An 18900-nucleotide genomic window follows, 5' to 3' on the forward strand; every position below is an offset into this window, starting at 1 on the left:
AAGGCTGACCTGCATTCGTGCCTTTTGCGTCCGGCTCTGAGAAAATGCCCGCACTTTTTTTCCGGATGCCGACATGACTGCCCTGAAGAACGACCGTTTCCTGCGCGCCCTGCTCAAGCAACCCGTAGACGTCACTCCCGTGTGGATGATGCGTCAGGCCGGTCGCTACCTGCCTGAATACCGCGCCAGCCGTGCCAAGGCCGGCGATTTCATGAGCCTGTGCATGAACCCGGCGTTCGCTTGCGAAGTCACACTGCAGCCGCTCGACCGCTATCCGCAACTGGACGCGGCGATCCTCTTCTCCGACATCCTGACCATTCCCGATGCCATGGGCCAGGGCCTGTATTTCGAAACGGGCGAAGGCCCGCGCTTCAGGAAAGTCGTCAGCACCCTGGCCGACATCGAAGCCCTGCCGATTCCTGATCCGCAGAAAGACCTGGGTTATGTGATGGACGCGGTCAGCACCATTCGCCGTGAACTGAACGGCCGCGTGCCGCTGATCGGCTTCGCCGGCAGCCCATGGACACTGGCTACCTACATGGTCGAAGGCGGGTCGTCGAAAGACTACCGCAAGACCAAAACCATGCTCTACGACAACCCGCAAGCCTTGCACCTGCTTCTGGACAAGCTCGCGCAGACGGTCACCAGCTACCTCAACGGCCAGATCCTGGCCGGCGCGCAAGCGGTACAGATCTTCGACAGCTGGGGCGGCAGCCTCTCGGCGGCGGCGTACCAGGAATTCTCCCTGGCTTATATGCGCAAAATCGTCAGCGGCCTGATCCGCGAGCACGAAGGCCGCAAGGTTCCGGTCATCCTGTTCACCAAGAACGGCGGCCTGTGGCTGGAAAGCATTGCCGACGCTGGCGCCGACGCGCTGGGCCTGGACTGGACGTGCGACCTCGGCAGCGCCCGTGAGCGTGTCGGCAGCAAAGTTGCCCTGCAAGGCAACATGGACCCGACCGTGCTCTACGCCAAGCCTGAAGCCATTCGCGCTGAGGTCGGGCGTATCCTGGCCAGCTACGGCAAAGGCAGCGGCCACGTGTTCAACCTCGGCCATGGCATTACTCCGGAAGTCGATCCGGAACATGCGGGTGCGTTCTTGCGCGCCGTGCATGAGTTGTCGGCGCAGTATCACGAATAACTGCGTTTAAGTTGTTTAAAACCCGTCCGGCCTAGCGCAGGACGGGTTTTTTTATACTTTTAGTTTCGTAACTAGTTTAAATATTTTCTCTGTAAGGTTTTTTCTCATTCTGTATCAGATAACGTCTAAGCGGATTAATCCTGCAGGAAGTAGAGATTTTCCCTACATATAAAGTTCTTTCATCCAAGTAGATTGAACGGTTCGTGCTCCCCCGTGGTGAGCAGAATTGCAATTAAAGGCGTCTGCAATGCACGCCTTATTTCGATAAGCAGTCTGGAATTTATTGGATGAAAAATGCTTACTACAAGGGAAGTGCGCTGGCCGCCTGCACTTCTTCAATGATCCTGTTATCGGCAATGTTCGCCTCTCAAAGTGTTTCCGCGCATGGCTATCTGGAAGTGCCACCCTCGCGCGCATTAGCCTGCCAGAAAGGCTTGAACACCCAGTGCGGTGGCGCCCAATACGAACCGCAAAGCGTTGGTGAAACCTTCAAGGGTTTTCCAGCGGGAGTGGGCGGCGCGCCTCTGCAAGGGCCGGTGGATGGCAAGATCCCGAGTGGCGGTCACTCGCTGTTTTCCGCGCTGGACGCGCAATCAGCCACCCGTTGGCATATGACGGAAATCAAGGAACGCAACATCGATTTCCAGTGGCGCTACACCGCTGTGCATCCAGCCACAAAACATGAGTATTTCATCACCCGAAACGGCTGGAACCCGAACGAAGCACTCAAGCGTGCCACCTTTGAAAGTGCGCCGTTCTGCACCATTGACGGCGGCAACCAGAAACCGGAGTCGGGAGCCAAACACAACTGCAACATCCCCGCGGACAAATCCGGGCAGCATGTCATCCTGGCGATCTGGACGGTCGGTGATACCGATGCAGCGTTTTATAACGTGGGGGATGTAAACATCCTTGCAGAGCCGGAGCTTCCGGGTGGTTGGTCTTCCGTAGGCAGCATCGCCCCATCGACTTCGTTGCTGGTCGGTGACAAGGTCAGGGCCCGTGCATTCTCCGCCAATGGCGAGAGCCCGGAATACAGCATAGAGATCCCCATCAATAGTGCCGAGGAAGGCTCGCCAAACAACTGGTCGTTCAAGTTGGCAGAAGCCATCAATGAAGCGCACACACTTGTGCGTGCGGGCGTTCGAGATGAAAACGGCAAGATCGAGCCGGTCAAGGGCAACAACAGCGTGTACGCGCAAAAAGACAGCGGCGTGACACGCTACGAAGTGCAACTGAACATGCAGGAAGATGCCGCGGCTCGTCTGTCGGTAGCTTCCCAGCAAGCTGAGTACGTATTGGACAAAGGCTTGGCCAAGATCGAGTTCAGCATCCTGTCCAATCGCAAGATGAACGTCGAAGCGACGCTGTTCGATGAGAGCAACAAGCCGGTCGGCTCCACTTCCACACAAGTGGGCAGCGGCCCGACCTGGTTGGCGATGGATGTTCGCAGCAATCCTGGCAAGCACACCCTGACCCTGGTCGGCACCACCCTGGATGGCCGGACCACCCGCCAGGACACCCAGGTAACCCAGTTGACCGGCGAAGGCGCGGGCGCCGATTACGACTTTGTGTTCCCGCAAGGCCTTGGCGAGTACACCGCCGGTACCAAGGTACTGCAGCCGAAGACCAACGAAGTCTTTGAGTGCAAGCCATTCCCTGAGTCCGGTTATTGCAAGCAATACAGCCCGACTGCCAATGGTTTTGAACCTGGCATCGGTGCGCATTGGCACATGGCCTGGGACAAACTCTAAGTCTATCGCGCAGTACTCCAGGTGATCTGTGAAGGTCGCCTGGAGGTTCTCTTTTTTTCGAGTTGCAAATGACGGATTCAGGTTATCGAACGGCTCGAGTGAACTACTCATGAAGAATTCGTGGCGGGTGCTGAGCCGTTTCGGCCTGGTAGTCATGCCGTTGGGTTATGCAGCGCTGCTGATCTGGCAGGAGTGGCACTTTCGGGAGCGCCTTGCCGCGCCGCCGCTACCCATGGCGGCGCCAATCCCTGGTCCCGCCCATGTACCGCTGGATGCTGGTGCGGTGGTGTCGGTGCTCGGCCTGACCCAAGGAGCCTCATTGCTCGCCAGTGCCGAACCGCTGACCTTGCAGGCCAGTTTTGTTTTGAGCGGCGGCGTGTCCAGAGCGTTGCTCGCCGATGATCAAGGTTCACGTGTGTATCAGGTGGGCGAACGTTTGCCCGGTGGCAGCGTGCTGCGTCGCGTCGAGGCCAATCAAGTGGTGCTGTGGAACAAGGGGCGCGAAGAGCGACTAACGCTGCGACCGTCCGTTGCGCGGTTCCTGCGAAAGCTCGAGTCAGCCGGCGACACACAGGCTCCCGCTGTTTCCACGCGTTTTCTACGCCCGGTTTCCGGGCCGTCAGAGTAATCAACATAATGAACAGTTTCATTGGCGCGCAGGCCTTGCGCTCGATGCGTTTCCTTGTCGTGTTGGCGAGTCTGGCTTTGCCGGGCGCGTTGCAGGCAGCTGAGGAAAAGTGGCAGCTGGCGATGAACAACGCTGAGTTGCGCGACATCGTTGAAGAAATCTCCGGCATTCTGGGGACCACCGTGGTGCTCGATCCCAGGGTCTCCGGACGCATCACCGTTGTGTCTCGGCAAGCCCTTGATCGCGAAGGCGTGCGCCGCTTGTTCTACGGGGTGCTCGACGCCCACAACTTCACGGTGATCGACCAAGGTGACCGCATCCTGATCACGCCAGTGACAGAAGCCAGGACTCGCGCTGGCAGCAGCGCTGCAAAGAACGCTACGCCCTCGCAATTTGTCACTCGAGTGATCGAGCTGAACAATGGCAGTGCCGCCGATATCGCCGGGCTGGTCCGGCCTTTGGTCTCGGTCAACGGCTATGTCGGGCCGTCCGTGTCGGCCAATGCAGTGGTGGTCACGGAAACGGCAGCCAATGCGCAACGCATCGTCCAAGTCATCCGCCAGCTGGACTCTGGACAAAACAATATGCACGCCGTAGTGCAGTTACGTCACGCCCAGGCCAGTGACGTGGCCTCCGTCATGGAAGCCTCCCTGGGCAAGCGCACTGCCGAGAACGCGGTCCAGGTATTGGCCGACAGCAGAACCAATCGGCTGATCCTGATTGGCCCGTCAGCCGTTCGCCAACGCTTGGCCGAACTGGCGCGCGGTCTCGATGTTCCTGCCACGGCGGCTCCGGACAACGCTCGGGTGATCCGCCTGCGTCACAGCGACGCCAAGCAATTGGCCGAGATTCTGGAAAGCATGGGGCAGGGCCGAAAAACGGCCCCAACCCTTGGCAGCAATAAGGACGCACCAACCGGGACTGCCTTCATGATCAAGGCTGACGAAAGCCAGAATGCGCTGGTGCTGATCGCCGAGTCGGAGCAGGTCAGGACCATTGAAAGCATCGTGCGTCAGTTGGTCCAGCCGCGCGCGCAGGTGCTGATCCATGCCGCCATCGTCGAGATTTCCGGGGACATCGCTGAAGCGGTTGGCGTGCAATGGGGCTTCAGTACCGGCGACGCGAAAGGCTTCATCAACTTCCCCGGCACCGATATCCCGATTGTCGGCGGCCTGGATTTCGACGAGAAGAAATCCGCACCCGAAGGCGCGCTGTTACGCCTGGGCAGTGATCGCTTTGGCGCATTGATTTCGGCCCTGGCCAGCAATACCCACAGCAACCTGCTTTCTACGCCCAGCCTGTTGACGCTGGATAATCAGGAAGCGCACATCATCGTCGGCCAGACCGTCCCGTTCAAGACCGGCTCCTACGCCACAAACAGTAATGGGGCGGATAATCCGTTTACCACAGTCACCCGCGAGGACGTGGGAATCAGCCTGAAGATAAAGCCCTACATCAACGAAGGCTCGACGCTGCGGCTGGAGGTTGAGCAGGAAGTGTCGGACATCGCGCCGTCGGTATCAGGCATCGATTCTTCGGACCTGATCACTAACAAGCGTGCACTCAAGAGCACCATCCTGGCCGACGATGGCGAAATCATCGTCATTGGCGGGCTGATCAGAGACAGCGTAAGAACACAAAAAAGCGGGGTGCCGTTACTGCGGGATATTCCTTACCTGGGTGCTCTGTTTCGCTGGAACCGAGACACCCAGAGTAAAAGCAATCTCATGGTGTTCTTGCGGCCCACGATTGTACGCAGCAAGGAAGACCTGAACGGTATCAGCCAGCAGCGTTACAACGCACTGCGCGACTTGAGCCAGGCGGGGGCGCGGGATAACAACTCGTTGCTGCTGCCGTCAGATTCGCGTCAGCTGTTCGAACCGGTTTCCAAGGCGCCCGTGTTCGACCTGCGCAAGCCGGCACCGCAGACGCCATGACCCATTCGAGCGATGGTTGCCCACCACTGCCCTTCGGTTTTGCCCGTCGTTTCGGCGTGCTGCTGGAGAGCGAAGGCGACAAGGCGAGCCTTGCGGTGCGGGCCGATACGCCGCTCACCGCCCTGGCGGAAGCTCGCCGGACATGCGCTCGCGAGCTGTCGCTGCAGGTGCTCACCCCTGATATTTTTGCGACCCGCCTGGCCGCCGCCTACCGCGAAGGCCAGAGCGCCGCCGAGCAGGTCGCCCAAGGGCTGGACGAAGAACTGGACTTGCTCAGCCTGGTGGACAAGGTACCGCAAACCGCCGATTTGCTGGAGCAGCAGGGCGATGCGCCGATCATCCGTTTGATCAATGCATTACTCAGCGAGGCCATGCGCGAACACGCCTCGGACGTGCATCTGGAAACGTTCGAGCAGTACCTGTCGGTGCGCATGCGGGTCGACGGGCAGTTGCGCGAAATGCTCCGGCCCCGACGTGAATTGGCAACGCTGCTGGTATCGCGCATCAAGGTCATGGCGCGCCTGGATATCGCTGAAAAGCGTGTGCCCCAGGATGGTCGAATGGCCTTGCGCCTGGCCGGGCATGAAGTCGATGTGCGGGTCTCGACCCTACCCTCGGCACACGGCGAACGGGTGGTACTGCGCTTGCTCGACAAGCAGGCCGGGCGCCTTGAGTTGTCGCGTCTGGGCATGCCGGAGGACATCCTCCGGAACCTGCGCCACCTGCTGGGCAAACCGCACGGCATTTTGCTGGTGACCGGGCCCACCGGATCAGGCAAGACCACCAGCCTCTACGCCGCGCTCAACAGTCTGAATGACCAGACCCGCAATATCCTTACGGTCGAAGATCCCATCGAATACCACCTGCCGGGCGTGGGGCAGATGCCGGTCAACCCCAAAGTGGACATGACTTTTGCCCGGGGGTTGCGAGCGATCCTGCGTCAGGATCCGGATGTGGTGATGGTCGGCGAAATCCGTGACCGCGAGACTGCTGAAATTGCCGTCCAGGCTTCGCTGACCGGTCACCTGGTGCTCTCGACGCTGCACACCAACAGTGCGGTCGGTGCGGTGACTCGCCTGGCGGACATGGGTGTCGATGCCTACCTGTTGGCATCGTCGCTGGTGGGTGTTCTAGCCCAGCGACTGCTGCGCACCTTGTGCCCTCATTGCAAGGTGCCCTACAGCGCCGATGCAACAGCTTGCCAGCGCCTGGGGCTCGGCACCGCATCGCTGCAGCTGTTCCGGGCCGTGGGGTGTGAGCAGTGTCAGCACGGCTATCGCGGGCGCGTCGGCATCTATGAGTTGATCTGCGTGACACCGTCACTGGCATCGCTGATTCACCAGGGGGCCAGTGAACAAGCCTTGGCCAACGAGGCCCGCCAGATGTCGCGCAGTCTGTTCCAGGACGGCCGCCAACGGGTGCTGGACGGGCTGACCAGTCTCGACGAGTTGTTGCGCGTGACGCGAGAGGACTAGGTCATGCCGACATTCGATTACCGGGCCGATGACGGTCAGGGTCGCCGTTGCAAGGGACGGCTGGAGGCAGACAACCCCCGTCATGCTCGGCAACTGTTGCGTGAGCGCGGGTTGTGGCCGCGGGACTTGAAGGAAATCCGGGTCGTTGGTGGCACAAACAAGCCAGGCAGCGCAGGGCGTTTGAGTGCCGCCGACCTGGCACTGCTGACACTGCAATTGTCCACGCTGGTTCAGGCCGGATTGCCCTTGGAGGAATCTCTTGAGGCCGTGGCGAAACAGAGTGCCAAGCGTCGGGTTGCCAGTTTGCTGTCGATGGTCAGGAGTCGGGTCATGGAAGGGCATGCCCTCGCCGATGCGCTGGCGCAGTTTCCCAAGGCGTTTCCCGACCTGTTCCGTGCCACCGTGGCCGCTGGCGAACGTTCCGGCCATCTGGGCCATGTGCTGGAGCAATTGGCCGCGTATACCCAGGCTCGCCAGGCCTCACGGCAAAAGATCCAGATGGCGTTGGTGTATCCGTTGATCCTGATGTCGGCCAGCGTGGTCATCGTCGGCTTTCTGCTCGGTTACGTGGTGCCCGACGTAGTGAAGATTTTCGTCGACAGCGGCCAACCGCTGCCGTTGCTGACGCGGGCATTGATACGTACCAGTGACGGGTTGCGTAGCCATGGCTTGTTGTTGATAGCTGCGCTGGCGCTGCTGGTCGCCCTCTGGCGCTGGAGCTTGAGTCAAAGAGCCTGGCGCCTGCGCTGGCATCGCCTGGCGTTGAACGTCCCGGTTTTTGGCGACGTGCTGCGCGCAATGGAGGCCGCACGATTTGCCAGCACCCTGGCCATCCTCGGCAAAAGCGCCGTGCCTTTGGTCGACGCATTGGAAATTGCCGCTGCCGTGATCGGCAACCTGACCATCCGTGCGCGAATGACCGATGTCGCCCGCTCGGTCCGCGAAGGCGCAACCCTGACCCATGGCCTGGAATTGAGCGGCGATATCCCGCCGATGATGCTGCACATGATCGCCAGTGGCGAGCGGGCGGGCGAACTCGATCGCATGCTGGCCCGCGCCGCCGAACAACAGGAAAGCAGCCTGGCGGCGCGAATTGCCCTGGTGGTGAGTCTGTTCGAGCCCGCGATGCTCGTGCTGATGGGCGGCGTCGTGTTGCTGATCGTCCTGGCCATTCTGCTTCCGATTCTCAGCCTCAACCAATTGGTGAATTGACCATGCACGCTTTACGTCACAGAACTTCCCAGCACGGCTTTACCCTGATCGAGATCATGGTGGTGGTAGTCATCATCGGCATTTTGGGGGCAATCGTGGTGCCGCAGTTCATGAGCCGCCCCGATCAGGCCAAAGTCACCGCGGCCAAAGTCGATCTCCAGGCCATCGGCACCGCCCTGGAAATGTATCGTCTCGACAACTTCCACTACCCCTCCACGCAACAAGGGCTGGAGGCCTTGAGCAAGCGACCTTCCGGAATGCCGGCGGCGAGGAGCTGGAACCCTCAGGGTTACCTGAAATCCTTGCCCGTTGATCCGTGGGGCACGCCCTATCAGTACCTCAATCCCGGTGTTAAATCGGCGGATGGCGGCTATGACTTGTATTCCCTCGGGTCCGATGGCGTAGCGGGTGGCGAAGGGCACGCAGCGGAAGTCGGCAATTGGGGTAGTTGAACCATGCCGCGCCGTAGTCGGGGATTTACCTTGCTGGAAATGATGATCGTGACCGTCCTGATCGGCGTGCTGTTGGGCATGGTGAGTCTGGCCACGGGCATCCACCCGGCACAGCAAGCGAGGCAGGAAGCGAGCGCCCTGGGTGGCGTCATCCGCCAGCTGCGGCAACAGGCAGTGCTGGAGGGGCGCGAATACGGTCTGCGGCTGAGCGTCCTGGGGTACCGGTCGATGCGTCTGGATGGGCGTGGCTGGGAACCGCTGGCCGCCTTCAACCGATGGCCCGAGAGCTTGCAACTGAGCCTTGAGCAGGAGGGGTATGCCCTGAGGCTGGGCGCTGACGTCGGCCCTCCGCAGATTCTGCTGTACAGCAGCGATGAAACCAGCAACTTCACACTGACGTTCGCTGGCAAAGACAAGATTTGGGCGACCCTGTCCGGTGATGGCATGGGCGAGATCATGATCGATGAGTGAGCCACCGGCCATTGTTCGCATGAGTGGATTCACCTTGCTTGAAGTCATGGTGGCCCTGGCGATTTTCGCGACCCTGGCGACGGCGGTGCTGTCCGCAAGCCAATACGTGGTCAGGCAGGCAGGCGCTGCCGAAGAGCGTCTTCTCGCGGCCTGGGTGGCAGACAATCAGCTGAGCGAGCTGCGACTGCAATCGTCCCCCGTGCTTGCGCAGCCACAACGGATGGTGAGCCTGGGTCAACGCGACTGGGTTGTACGTCAAAACGTCGACCCGACGCGCGATCCTCCCGGGTTGTTGGTCGAAGTCGAGGTCGGCCTTGCCGGACGTGACCAGACCCTGTTCCGCGCCACCGGTTGGATAGCCAATCGTCATGAATGAGCAAGGCGGATTCACCCTGCTCGAACTGGTTATTGCCATTTCGATTTTTGCCTTGCTGGGGCTGGCCAGCTGGACGCTGTTCGACAGTGTGGTGCGCGTGCAGCGGGGCACCCTGAGCCACGAACGTGAACTCAGGAACCTGCAACGCGCCGTGGCAGTAATCGAACGTGACCTTATGCACATCGCGCAGCCGCCTGTCGTGCAAGACCCGTCGCAGTTGCAACTGCTGCGCGGCAATTGGCGTAATCCGCTGGACTTACCGCGCAGTGAGCGGCAGTTGCTGACTTATCGACTCGACAACGGCGCGCTTTGGCGTGACAGCCGGGCGGAAGGGGCGCAGAGCGTGCAGCGGCAAAAACTGCTCGACGATGTTCGAGAGGTGCGTTGGCGTCTGTACGACAGCCAGGTTGGTTGGCGCGGCGATTGGCCGTCCGGGCAGAGCCCGAAGGCGCCCTTGGCGGTGGAAATGCAAATGTCGGCAGGGCGCTTCGAGGCGATCCGTCGGGTGCTGTTATTGCCGGGAGCACTGCCATGAGGGCCGGTCAACGCGGCGTTGCTCTGATCAGTGTGTTGCTGGTCATGAGCCTGGCGTTATTGATCATCGGCGGCATGCTGCGCAGCCATCGCGCATTGCTGCAAAGCACCGGGCAGCAGTTACAGCAGATGCACCTGCGGCAACTCGGTGTAGCCGGGGAAACCTGGGGCCTGGTGTTGCTCAAGGCTCAGCAAAAAGACAGCGAGCCGATGGCCGAACCTTCCAGCGCTTTTGCCATTGAAGATGCGCAGATACGCGTCGAGATCGAGGATCTGGCCGGTCGTTTCAATCTCAATACCCTGTTGATTCAGGGGCAGATCGATCAAGTCACGCTCAAGCGCTGGATGCGTTTGCTGACGCTGCTCGAACTGCCGTCGTTGCAACTGCAGCAAGTAGGGCCGCTGCTCGAGCTCAGCCAGCTGCGACTGCTTCCTGGTGTCGATGCTGAGCTGTTGCGTCGTTTGGCGCCCTGGGTCGCGCTGTTGCCGGCAAAGGCCACGATGAACATCAACACAGCGCCAGCGCTGGTATTGCGTACGCTCGACGGTATCGAGCGCACCACGGCCGAAACCTTGGTACGCCAGCGTTCCCCGGCAGGCTGGCCAAGCGTTCAGGCCTTTACCCAGGACCCGCTGATATCCGGTTTGGGCTTGAGCGGCCATGGCCTGGGCGTTGATAGCCGCTGGTACCGGATCACCGTTCAAGTAACCCAGGGGCAGGGGCATCTGCGGCTGGCAACCGATGTCGAACGCGACCCCAAGACGCGTCAGTTGAAGATCCTGCAACGGCGTGTTCTCCCCTCGAATGCAAGCGAGATCCAGCAATGAAAACCTGGCTTTATCTAACAGCCGAAGGCTTGGGCCTGCCCACGCTCGCCTGGCCTTGTTGTCTATGGACTTCGACCGGCGAACGGCAGCGCTTGCCCTTGGATCAAGCGGCACAGTCACTGGCTGGGCAGGCGGTCGATGTGCTGTTGCCCATGGAACTGTGCAGTTGGTTGCTCAGCGATCCATGGCCATCCAGGCGCCAACCTGATGCCCAGGCCATCGCTTACGCTGTCGAAGAGCAGTTGAGCCAAGCCCTGGAAAAGCTGCACCTGAGTACCGGTGCGCGCGATCCACAAGGTCGCTATCCGGTGATGGTGATCGACCGCGAACGATTTGCCGTTGTCCTCGCGCTGCTGGCCGAAGTGAGTATTAAGGTGCGATCTGTGTTCGTCGATGCCGATGTGTTGCCTCGTGACCAGGCACTCGGCATCTGGTGGTTTGGCCGCTGGTTGCTCGGTGGAGGCTTGCCTGCACGCCTGACGTTGTCGGATGAAGATCTGGTGGCGCTCGAGCCAGGCTTGCCCAGGGACGTTCAGTGGCGTGACGAGCGTAAGGATGCCACTGATATCGATCAGTGGCTGATCCCGGTGCATGGACCGGCAATCAATCTGTTGCACGGCGATTTCGCGGCGCCTCGAAAGCGCCTGCCCTGGCGTTTCGGCGGGCTGGTCGTGTTGTTGCTGCTGCTGCTCGACTGGGGTGCCAGCGCGGCACGTATCGGCTTTCTCGAAAACCAGACCCGCCAGCTCTACAGTCGCAACGTGGAGCAATTCAAAGGGCTTTACCCGGAGCAGACCCGCATCGTTGACCTGGCGTTACAACTCAATGTAATGCAAAGCCAAAATGCGGCCCCTCAGGACGGCCATATCGCCGGGCTGGTCAAACTCGTCGAACAAGTCATCGGCGCCAGCAATGTCGATGTCCAGCGCATTGAATTTCGCGAAAGCGATGGTTGGAAAGTCCGGCTGACCGCCAATAGTTTTACCGAACTGGAATTACTGCGTGAGCGTGGCCGCCAGCAAGGTTTGCCTGTGCGACTCGACAGCGCGAGCAAGGAAGGCGATCGGGTGCAGGCGACCCTGACCCTGGAGCAAGGCGCATGAAGCTGAGCGGGTTGGTCACATGGCCGGTGCTGCTGCAGCGCTGGCAGCGCCTGTCGCTGCGCGAACAACGATTGTTGCTGGTGTTGGTCGCGTTTGTCTTTGGTGTAGCGGCATTCAGCCTGGTCTGGCAACCGACGCAACAGCGTCTTGCAGCGGCCGAGCGTCAGTATCAGCAGCAGCTGGCACTGACGGCGCAACTGCAGCTGGCGCGTCCGCGCAGCATGCGCGAGCCTGTCACTCAGCCGCTGTCACTGCACGTCAGCGAAAGTGCTACCGAGGCCGGACTCGAACTGCATCAGGTCAACACCGACGGTGATCAGTTGCGCCTGAACCTCAGCGGTGACGCCAAGGCATTACTGGCATGGTTGGACCGCATCGAACGTGACGGCACCGCGCTGCAATCCTTGACCCTGGAAAAGCGCAACGCGGTACTGGAGGCGCAGATAGTGCTCAGATAGTCGCACCGGTGCCTGGCAGTGGCGGCAACTTTGAAAGCTTCAAGGCGACCATTAATGCCACGGCCAGCAGTCCACCGATGAACAAGCCGATTCCATTCCAGCCAGCCAAGTGCCAGAACACGCCGCCCGCCGTGCCAGCAATGCTTCCTCCTGCGTAGTAGCTGAACAGGTACAAGGACGATGCCTGGCCCTTGGCCTTGGTGGCACGACGGCCGATCCAGCTACTGGCGACGGAGTGGGCGCCGAAGAAACCGAAGGTGAAGACCAGCATGCCGATGATGACCAGCGGCAATGGCGTAAACATCGTCAGGGCGAGACCGCCGATCATCAGCGCGATAGTGCTCCAGAGCACTTTGCGGCGGCCGATTTTGTCGGCCAGCGAGCCGATTTTCGCCGAACTGTAGATACCCGAGAGATACACCACCGAGAGTAATCCGACAAAGGCCTGTTCCATGTGGTAAGGCTCGGCCAGCAGGCGGTAGCCGATGTAGTTGAACAGGGTGACGAACGCCCCCATCAACACAAAGGCTTCGAGGAACAGCAGTGGCAGCCCGGCGTCGCGAAAGTGCATGGTGAAACCGTCGACCAGGCTGCGCGGGTGCAACGAGCGGGCACGGAAGTTGCGCGATTCGGGGAGGATTTTCCAGAATACCGCTGCCGCAATCAGTGCCAGGCCGCCGATCACCAGCATTGCCGTGTGCCAGCTGACGAAGTCGATCAAGACGCCGGTGATAAGACGCCCGCTCATCCCGCCGATGGCGTTACCGCCGATGTACAAACCCATGGCGAGGCCGATGTGCTGCGGGTGAATCTCTTCGCTCAAATAGGTCATCGCCACCGCCGCCAGGCCGCTCAACGACAGTCCAATCAGCGCGCGCATCGCCAGGACACCGTGCCAGCTCGGCATCATCGCGCTGGCCATGGTGCACAGTGCGGCGGCAAACAGCGCCGCCACCATCACCGTTTTGCGCCCGACGCGATCGGAGATCGGGCCGGTGATCAGCAGGCCAATGGCAAGCATGCCCGTGGCTACCGAGAGAATCAGGCTGCTCTGCGCCGCGTTGATCGAGTATTCGTTGGACAGCAGCGGCATCATCGGTTGCACGCAGTAGAGCAGGGCGAACGTCGCGAAGCCGCCGCAGAACAGCGCCAGCACCGTGCGCATGAAGGCTGGCGTGCCTTTTTCGATGTATATCTCTTCCAGCTCGGCAGCCACATCGTCTGGTGTGGCGGGAGGAACTTCATGGGTAAGTGGAGCGACAGCAGTTTTCACGGTGGACCTCGGAGGAGCGCAGCCCGTCAGGCAATGAAAAAAGCATATAGCTGGCTAATGATTCAATCCAATATATTGTTCGACCTGTTTGATAGCTTTAACGACCTAATGGGGTTTTCATGGAATTGCGTCATCTGCGTTACTTCATCGCTGTCGCCGAAGAACTGCACTTCGGCCGCGCTGCGCAGGCGCTTGGTATCTCGCAGCCACCGCTGAGCCAGCAGATCCAGGCCCTGGAGCAGGAAGTGGGTGCGCGATTGTTCGAGCGTACCAATCGTCGGGTCGAGCTGAGCGAGGCCGGTCGACTGTTCCTGGAAGAGGCACGGCTGGTGCTGGCGCAGGTCGACAAGGCGGCGGATGTTGCGCGGCGGGCGCAGTTGGGCGAGTTGGGCGAACTGAAAATCGGCTTCACATCGTCGGCACCGTTCAACTCAACGATTCCCCAGGCGATTTTTTCGTTTCGCCAGCGTTTTCCGGCAGTGCATTTGAATTTGCGGGAAATGAGCAGCACCCAGGTGGCCGATGCGCTGGTGGATGAGTCGATCGAGGTCGGGATCATGCGGCCTCTTGGGCTGCCGGATTGCTTGAGCGTCGTCGAGTTGATGCGTGAGCCGTTAGTGGCCGTGCTCAGTTCCAAGCACCCTTTGGCGCAGGGCAGTGAAGAAGGCCTGTTCCTGTCCGCCCTGGCACTGGAGCCTTTCGTATTTTTCCCCCGTAGCTATGGCAGTGGCCTGTACGCACAATTACTCAGCCTGGCCCGTGATGCCGGCTTCAGTCCGCACTTTGCCCAAGAGGCCGGCGAAGCGATGACTATCATTGGCCTGGTAGCCGCAGGATTGGGTGTGTCGGTGCTGCCGGCGTCTTATCAGCGAATGCGCATCGACGGGGTGGTCTATCGGCCGTTGCTCGACCCGGCGGCGGTGTCGGCGGTGTGGCTGGTGCAGCGCAAGGACCAGAAGTCGCCGATGGCGCGGGCGTTCGTGGAGTTGTTGACGAGGAAGGTTGAGCCGTTAAAGTCATGAAGGCTGCACCGTCCCTGTAGGAGCGAGCATGCTCGCGATGGTCGTCAACGATGACGCTTGTTTCCTGGTGACACGCGGCGTTCTTTAGTCCATCGCGAGCATGCTCGCTCCTACAGGGATTGAAGTGCGCTCGCCGCCTACGCCCAGCGTTTGAAAATCAACGACGTATTCACCCCGCCAAACGCAAAATTATTGTTCATCACGTACTGATTGCTCATCTGCCGGAACTCGCCGCGCAGGTAGTCGAGCTTGCCGCAATGCGGGTCGACTTCGTCAAGGTTCAAGGTGTGGGCGTACAGGTCGCTGTTCATCATTTCGATGCTGAACCAGGACTCCAGCGCACCGCAGGCGCCGAGCGTGTGGCCGAGGAAGCTCTTTTGTGAGCTGATCGGCATGTGTTCGCCAAACAGGCTGCTGGTGGCCAGGGTTTCGGCGATGTCGCCCTGTTCGGTGGCCGTGCCGTGACCGTTGACGTAGCCGATGTCGGCAGGGCTCAAGCCCGCATCTTCCAGGGCCAACTCCATGGCCCGGCGCATGGTGACTTGCTCCGGGCGGGTGGTGTGCTGGCCGTCGGCATTGCTGCCGAAACCAACGAGTTCGGCATGAATACGGGCACCTCGCGCCAGCGCGTGTTCCAGTTCTTCGAGCACCAGCATGCCGCCGCCTTCACCGATCACCAGGCCGTCGCGCCCTTTGTCATAGGGACGCGGGGTAGTGTGCGGGGCGTTGTTTTTCAGGCTGGTGGCGTAGAGTGCGTCGAACACCATGGCTTCGGTCGGGCACAGTTCCTCGGCACCGCCAGCGAGCATCAACGGCAGGCGGCCGAACTTGATGGCTTCGTAGGCGTAGCCGATGCCCTGGCTGCCGCTGGTGCAGGCGCTGGAGGTGGGGATCAGGCGGCCGGTGAGGCCGAAGAAGATGCTGATGTTGGCCGCGGTGGTGTGCGGCATCATGCGCACGTAGGAGTTGGCGTTCAGGCCTTCGGCCACCGAGTTCAGCAACATGTTGCCGAAGGCCTTGATCTCGTCGGTGCTGCCCGTGGAGGACCCGCAGGCAACGCCCATGCGCCCGTCCTTGATCGATTCGTCACCGAGCAATCCGGCATCGGCCAACGCCCGCTCCGCTGCGCCGACGGCCAGTCGCGAAACGCGGCCCATGCTGCGCAGTTGTTTGCGCGTCCAGTGGCTCGGCACGATGAAGTCATCGATGGGCCCGGCCAGGCGCGTATTGAGTTCAGTGAAGCGGTCCCATTCGTCCATGCGGCGAATGCCGCTGCGGTTGGCTGCGAAGTGGTCGGCGATGGTTGCCCAATCGCTGCCCAGCGAGGTGATGCCGGCCATGCCGGTGACGACGACACGTTTCATCAGCACAGGCCTCCGTTGACGGCCAGCACCTGCCGGGTGATGTACGAGGCTTCCGCCGACATCAGGAAATTCACCGCGCCGGCCACCTCTTCCGGGGTGCCCATGCGTTGTGCGGGGATCATTTTCATCAGTTCTTCCACCGGCACGTTTTCATCGAGCATGGCTGTGTCGATCAGGCCGGGTGCGACACAGTTGACGGTGATCTTGCGCTTGCCCAACTCGATCGCCAACGCCTTCGCCGCGCCGATCAACCCGGCCTTCGAGGCGCTGTAGTTGACCTGGCCGCGATTGCCGATCAAGCCGGACACCGACGTGATGCAAACGATTCGCCCGGCAGCGCGACGACGGATCATCGGCATCATCACCGGGTGCAGCACGTTGTAGAAACCGTCGAGGTTGGTGCGCATCACCACATCCCAATCATCCTCGCTCAGCGCCGGAAAAGCACCGTCACGTGTCAGCCCGGCGTTGAGCACCACGCCGTAGTAGGCGCCATGGGTTTCGACGTCGGCCTCAAGGATGGCTTTGCAGCCGGCGCGGTCGGACACATCGAATTGCAGGATGCGCGCAGTGCGACCCAGGGTCTCGATTTCGACTTGTACGGCTTGGGCATCCGCCAGGCCACTGCGGCAATGCAGCACGATGTCATGCCCGGCCTGGGCCAGGCGCAGGGCGATGGCGCGGCCGATGCCACGGCTGGAACCGGTGACCAGTACGAATTCAGTCATGACTGGACTCCTTCGGATTCATCAAGATATTGAGCCGCCTGAGGCGGGCGATACACGTTCAGGCGGGCGCTGGCGTGAATGCCGGGTGCGTTGATGTGGCACTCGAACACGCCCATGCCGTTGTCATCTTCCAGGGAGCGGATGCCATGCAGGGTCAGTTCGGTGCCGGCGGGAAAACGGTCGACGTTGCATTCGAACTTGCGAGAGCCGAGCAAAAAGCCCAGCTGCGTTGCATCGCCGCGCTGGCGCGCATGGCAACCGGCGAAGGCCGCGACGCTCTGGGCCATGAGTTCAATCCCGACCCAGGCCGGCAGGCTGCCGTCGGGCAAATTGAACAGACCGTCGGGCTTGACCCTGAGGCGTGTATGAATCTGCTCTTCATCGAATGCCAGGATCTGCTCGATGAGAATCATGTCGCCAGCATGGGGCAGCAGTTCGGCGAGCGGCCAATCAATCATGGGGCGTCTCCGATAATCAGGCTGACGTTGTTGCCACCGAAGGCGAAGGAGTTGCTCATCAGGTAGCGAGGTCCAGTGGACGCCAGGCGATCGGCGGGAGTCACCCATTTGAGGGTGGGCAGCTCGGGATCGGCTTGGCCGTCCCAGACATGCGGGGCCAGGAGGTGCTCGCGGTTGTCGTCACTCAGGCTCAACCAGCAGAAGGCGGCTTCCAGCGCGCCGGCCGCGCCAAGGGTATGGCCGGTCATGGGCTTGGTCGAAGAACAGGGCACGCCGGCCGGGAACACCGCCGCCACTGCGTGGCTTTCCATGGCGTCGTTGTGTTGGGTGGCGGTGCCATGCAGGTTCAGGTAGGCGATTTGCTCAGGCCGCAGTCTGGCCCGGCTCAAGGCCTTGCGCATTGCCTGTTGGGCGCCGCGGCCGGTGGGTTCTGGCGCGGAAATGTGGTGCGCATCGGAACTGGCGCCACTGCCAAGCAGGGCAATCGGCTGGTCGCCAGGCTGCTTGCTCATCAGGAACAGCACGGCTGCTTCGCCGATATTGATGCCGTTGCGGTTCACTGAAAACGGATTGCAGCGCTGCCCGGACACGGCTTCGAGTGCCGAGAAGCCGTTGAGCGTCAGCTTGCACAGTGTGTCGACTCCACCGCACAGCACCACATCGCACATGCCCAGATCGAGCAGGCGCTGGGCACTCATCAATGCGCGTGCGCTGGAGGTGCAGGCAGTGGAAATCACATAGGCCGGGCCGCTTACTTGCAGCCAGTCGGCGAGAAAGTTTGCCGGTGCGCCGAGTTCCTGTTGCTGATAGTCGTATTGCGCCGGAAATTGCTGTTCGCGCACGTAGCGAGCCAGGCCCTGGCTGGCTTCGTCGATGCCCGACGTACTGGTGCCCAGCACGATGCCGATGCGATCGCGGCCGTAGGTCTGGATGGCCTGATCGATGTCACCGCGAATTTGCAGCGTGGCCTCCATCAGCAATTGATTGTTGCGACTGCGTTGGCAGGCCAGTTCTGCGGGAATCGGCACGAGATCGCCACGCACCGCGCCTACCGGTAATGAACGCTCTGGCACCCAGCCGGCTTCGCTGCGCATGCCTGAGCAATCGCCGGCGAACAGGTGGCGGGCGACTTCTTGTTTGTCACGGCCCAGGGCGCAGACGACCCCGAGGGCATTGAGGTAAGCCGTCATGGTGCGTCACCGCTCAGGGGGGTGATTAGATATTTCGGGCCTTTGGGCAAATTCAATTCGAAGCTCAATGGTTGTGAATAACGGACGTCCCAGCGCGCTGGCAGCGAGCGTTGCGCCCCGTATTGCCACGCCTTTGGATAGTTGCCAGGCAGTTCATCCCTGGGGGTCAGTGCAAACAGCAACGCGGCGAACAGCTCACGGGCTTCCGGGTTAGGCGGCAACAGGCCATCGGCTTGCCAATGGCTATCGACCAGTTTCTGGCGGGCCTGCGGAATACCCAGCAAGTCCATCATCGACCAGCGTATGGCAGGGCCTTCACGCTGGATGACCAGTACCCAGTCCTGGCGTTGTTCGGCCTGCAGGCGCTGGATGTGCAATTGCAGCGGCAACGCCATGCTTGGGGTCTGCGCGGGCAGTGGCGCCTGGCTCGCGCAGGCGCTCAGCAGCAGGATGCAGCCGAGCAGCAGAACTCGAATCATCAGGCACACCCTTCAAC

General features: G+C 61.0%; 20 protein-coding genes. 14 read left to right on the forward strand and 6 right to left on the reverse strand.

Annotated elements, in window-relative coordinates; translation table 11 throughout:
* Positions 1-73: 73 nt before the first annotated feature.
* From hemE to AC1Q8Q_RS23150, 13 genes are all read left to right on the forward strand, one after another.
* Positions 74-1141 carry a uroporphyrinogen decarboxylase gene (gene hemE, locus AC1Q8Q_RS23090; protein ID WP_020796158.1) on the forward strand — a complete coding sequence of 356 codons (1068 nt, stop codon included), beginning with the start codon at positions 74-76 and terminating at the stop codon, positions 1139-1141.
* A gap of 287 nt (positions 1142-1428) precedes the next feature.
* Positions 1429-2895: an N-acetylglucosamine-binding protein GbpA gene (gene gbpA, locus AC1Q8Q_RS23095; protein WP_033044044.1), complete on the forward strand. Its 1467-nt coding sequence runs from the start codon at positions 1429-1431 to the stop codon at positions 2893-2895.
* 109 nt (positions 2896-3004) lie between these two features.
* Positions 3005-3523, forward strand: a complete 519-nt coding sequence (locus tag AC1Q8Q_RS23100; protein ID WP_492615525.1) for a type II secretion system protein N — start codon at positions 3005-3007, stop codon at positions 3521-3523.
* Positions 3524-3531: 8 nt separating this feature from the next.
* Complete coding sequence (gene gspD / locus AC1Q8Q_RS23105; protein WP_492615526.1) at positions 3532-5460, forward strand: type II secretion system secretin GspD; 1929 nt, start codon at positions 3532-3534, stop codon at positions 5458-5460.
* Positions 5457-6935, forward strand: coding sequence for a type II secretion system ATPase GspE (gspE, locus tag AC1Q8Q_RS23110; protein ID WP_020796162.1), 1479 nt, complete (start codon positions 5457-5459; stop codon positions 6933-6935). Before gspD ends, gspE begins: the two co-directional genes overlap by 4 nt.
* Positions 6936-6938: 3 nt before the next feature.
* Entirely contained in the window at positions 6939-8147 is a 1209-nt protein-coding gene (gene gspF, locus AC1Q8Q_RS23115; RefSeq protein ID WP_492615527.1) for a type II secretion system inner membrane protein GspF, read from the forward strand.
* Between the two features lie 2 nt (positions 8148-8149).
* Entirely contained in the window at positions 8150-8599 is a 450-nt protein-coding gene (gene gspG / locus AC1Q8Q_RS23120; RefSeq protein WP_492615528.1) for a type II secretion system major pseudopilin GspG, read from the forward strand.
* Positions 8600-8602: 3 nt separating this feature from the next.
* Positions 8603-9070: a type II secretion system minor pseudopilin GspH gene (gene gspH, locus AC1Q8Q_RS23125; RefSeq protein WP_033044047.1), complete on the forward strand. Its 468-nt coding sequence runs from the start codon at positions 8603-8605 to the stop codon at positions 9068-9070.
* A complete protein-coding gene (gene gspI / locus AC1Q8Q_RS23130; RefSeq protein WP_033044049.1) occupies positions 9063-9446 on the forward strand; it encodes a type II secretion system minor pseudopilin GspI in 384 nt (127 codons plus the stop codon). The genes gspH and gspI overlap by 8 nt, the downstream gene beginning before the upstream one ends.
* On the forward strand, positions 9439-9981 hold the full coding sequence (gspJ, locus tag AC1Q8Q_RS23135; RefSeq protein WP_020796167.1) for a type II secretion system minor pseudopilin GspJ: 543 nt from the start codon (positions 9439-9441) through the stop codon (positions 9979-9981). Before gspI ends, gspJ begins: the two co-directional genes overlap by 8 nt.
* Entirely contained in the window at positions 9978-10808 is an 831-nt protein-coding gene (locus tag AC1Q8Q_RS23140) for a type II secretion system protein GspK (RefSeq protein WP_033044050.1), read from the forward strand. The genes gspJ and AC1Q8Q_RS23140 overlap by 4 nt, the downstream gene beginning before the upstream one ends.
* Complete coding sequence (gene gspL / locus AC1Q8Q_RS23145) at positions 10805-11911, forward strand: type II secretion system protein GspL (RefSeq protein WP_492615529.1); 1107 nt, start codon at positions 10805-10807, stop codon at positions 11909-11911. The genes AC1Q8Q_RS23140 and gspL overlap by 4 nt, the downstream gene beginning before the upstream one ends.
* Positions 11908-12369 (forward strand): type II secretion system protein M, encoded by a 462-nt coding sequence (locus AC1Q8Q_RS23150; RefSeq protein WP_020796170.1) that lies wholly within the window; start codon positions 11908-11910, stop codon positions 12367-12369. The genes gspL and AC1Q8Q_RS23150 overlap by 4 nt, the downstream gene beginning before the upstream one ends.
* On the opposite strand, the gene AC1Q8Q_RS23155 is transcribed toward AC1Q8Q_RS23150, so the two are convergent.
* A complete protein-coding gene (locus AC1Q8Q_RS23155) occupies positions 12362-13642 on the reverse strand; it encodes an MFS transporter (RefSeq protein ID WP_033044055.1) in 1281 nt (426 codons plus the stop codon). The genes AC1Q8Q_RS23150 and AC1Q8Q_RS23155 overlap by 8 nt on opposite strands.
* Before the next feature lie 119 nt (positions 13643-13761).
* On the opposite strand from AC1Q8Q_RS23155, the gene AC1Q8Q_RS23160 reads away from it, so the two are divergent.
* Complete coding sequence (locus AC1Q8Q_RS23160; RefSeq protein WP_020796172.1) at positions 13762-14664, forward strand: LysR family transcriptional regulator; 903 nt, start codon at positions 13762-13764, stop codon at positions 14662-14664.
* 137 nt (positions 14665-14801) lie between these two features.
* On the opposite strand, the gene AC1Q8Q_RS23165 is transcribed toward AC1Q8Q_RS23160, so the two are convergent.
* From AC1Q8Q_RS23165 to AC1Q8Q_RS23185, 5 genes are read right to left on the reverse strand one after another with little or no spacing between them, the layout of a single operon-like run.
* Positions 14802-16028: a beta-ketoacyl-ACP synthase gene (locus tag AC1Q8Q_RS23165; protein ID WP_033044227.1), complete on the reverse strand. Its 1227-nt coding sequence runs from the start codon at positions 16026-16028 to the stop codon at positions 14802-14804.
* Entirely contained in the window at positions 16028-16756 is a 729-nt protein-coding gene (gene fabG, locus AC1Q8Q_RS23170; protein WP_020796175.1) for a 3-oxoacyl-ACP reductase FabG, read from the reverse strand. The genes AC1Q8Q_RS23165 and fabG overlap by 1 nt, the downstream gene beginning before the upstream one ends.
* A complete protein-coding gene (locus AC1Q8Q_RS23175) occupies positions 16753-17214 on the reverse strand; it encodes a hotdog family protein (protein WP_020796176.1) in 462 nt (153 codons plus the stop codon). The genes fabG and AC1Q8Q_RS23175 overlap by 4 nt, the downstream gene beginning before the upstream one ends.
* A complete protein-coding gene (locus tag AC1Q8Q_RS23180; protein WP_033044226.1) occupies positions 17211-18404 on the reverse strand; it encodes a beta-ketoacyl-[acyl-carrier-protein] synthase family protein in 1194 nt (397 codons plus the stop codon). The genes AC1Q8Q_RS23175 and AC1Q8Q_RS23180 overlap by 4 nt, the downstream gene beginning before the upstream one ends.
* Entirely contained in the window at positions 18401-18883 is a 483-nt protein-coding gene (locus AC1Q8Q_RS23185) for a hypothetical protein (RefSeq protein ID WP_020796178.1), read from the reverse strand. Before AC1Q8Q_RS23185 ends, AC1Q8Q_RS23180 begins: the two co-directional genes overlap by 4 nt.
* Positions 18884-18900: the final 17 nt, after the last annotated feature.

This window comes from Pseudomonas sp. GW823-FHT06B06 (assembly GCF_058795195.1).

Bases quoted from the DNA above. Each gene is read 5' to 3' on its own strand.
- gspF (WP_492615527.1), top strand. From the start codon at position 6,939: ATGCCGACATTCGATTACCGGGCCGATGACGGTCAGGGTCGCCGTTGC.
- AC1Q8Q_RS23185 (WP_020796178.1), bottom strand. From the start codon at position 18,883: ATGATTCGAGTTCTGCTGCTCGGCTGCATCCTGCTGCTGAGCGCCTGC.
- AC1Q8Q_RS23165 (WP_033044227.1), bottom strand. From the start codon at position 16,028: ATGAAACGTGTCGTCGTCACCGGCATGGCCGGCATCACCTCGCTGGGC.
- gspG (WP_492615528.1), top strand. From the start codon at position 8,150: ATGCACGCTTTACGTCACAGAACTTCCCAGCACGGCTTTACCCTGATC.
- AC1Q8Q_RS23175 (WP_020796176.1), bottom strand. From the start codon at position 17,214: ATGATTGATTGGCCGCTCGCCGAACTGCTGCCCCATGCTGGCGACATG.
- AC1Q8Q_RS23100 (WP_492615525.1), top strand. From the start codon at position 3,005: ATGAAGAATTCGTGGCGGGTGCTGAGCCGTTTCGGCCTGGTAGTCATG.
- gspE (WP_020796162.1), top strand. From the start codon at position 5,457: ATGACCCATTCGAGCGATGGTTGCCCACCACTGCCCTTCGGTTTTGCC.
- gspH (WP_033044047.1), top strand. From the start codon at position 8,603: ATGCCGCGCCGTAGTCGGGGATTTACCTTGCTGGAAATGATGATCGTG.
- hemE (WP_020796158.1), top strand. From the start codon at position 74: ATGACTGCCCTGAAGAACGACCGTTTCCTGCGCGCCCTGCTCAAGCAA.
- gspL (WP_492615529.1), top strand. From the start codon at position 10,805: ATGAAAACCTGGCTTTATCTAACAGCCGAAGGCTTGGGCCTGCCCACG.
- gspD (WP_492615526.1), top strand. From the start codon at position 3,532: ATGAACAGTTTCATTGGCGCGCAGGCCTTGCGCTCGATGCGTTTCCTT.
- fabG (WP_020796175.1), bottom strand. From the start codon at position 16,756: ATGACTGAATTCGTACTGGTCACCGGTTCCAGCCGTGGCATCGGCCGC.
- AC1Q8Q_RS23140 (WP_033044050.1), top strand. From the start codon at position 9,978: ATGAGGGCCGGTCAACGCGGCGTTGCTCTGATCAGTGTGTTGCTGGTC.
- AC1Q8Q_RS23160 (WP_020796172.1), top strand. From the start codon at position 13,762: ATGGAATTGCGTCATCTGCGTTACTTCATCGCTGTCGCCGAAGAACTG.
- AC1Q8Q_RS23180 (WP_033044226.1), bottom strand. From the start codon at position 18,404: ATGACGGCTTACCTCAATGCCCTCGGGGTCGTCTGCGCCCTGGGCCGT.
- gbpA (WP_033044044.1), top strand. From the start codon at position 1,429: ATGAAAAATGCTTACTACAAGGGAAGTGCGCTGGCCGCCTGCACTTCT.
- gspI (WP_033044049.1), top strand. From the start codon at position 9,063: ATGAGTGAGCCACCGGCCATTGTTCGCATGAGTGGATTCACCTTGCTT.
- gspJ (WP_020796167.1), top strand. From the start codon at position 9,439: ATGAATGAGCAAGGCGGATTCACCCTGCTCGAACTGGTTATTGCCATT.
- AC1Q8Q_RS23150 (WP_020796170.1), top strand. From the start codon at position 11,908: ATGAAGCTGAGCGGGTTGGTCACATGGCCGGTGCTGCTGCAGCGCTGG.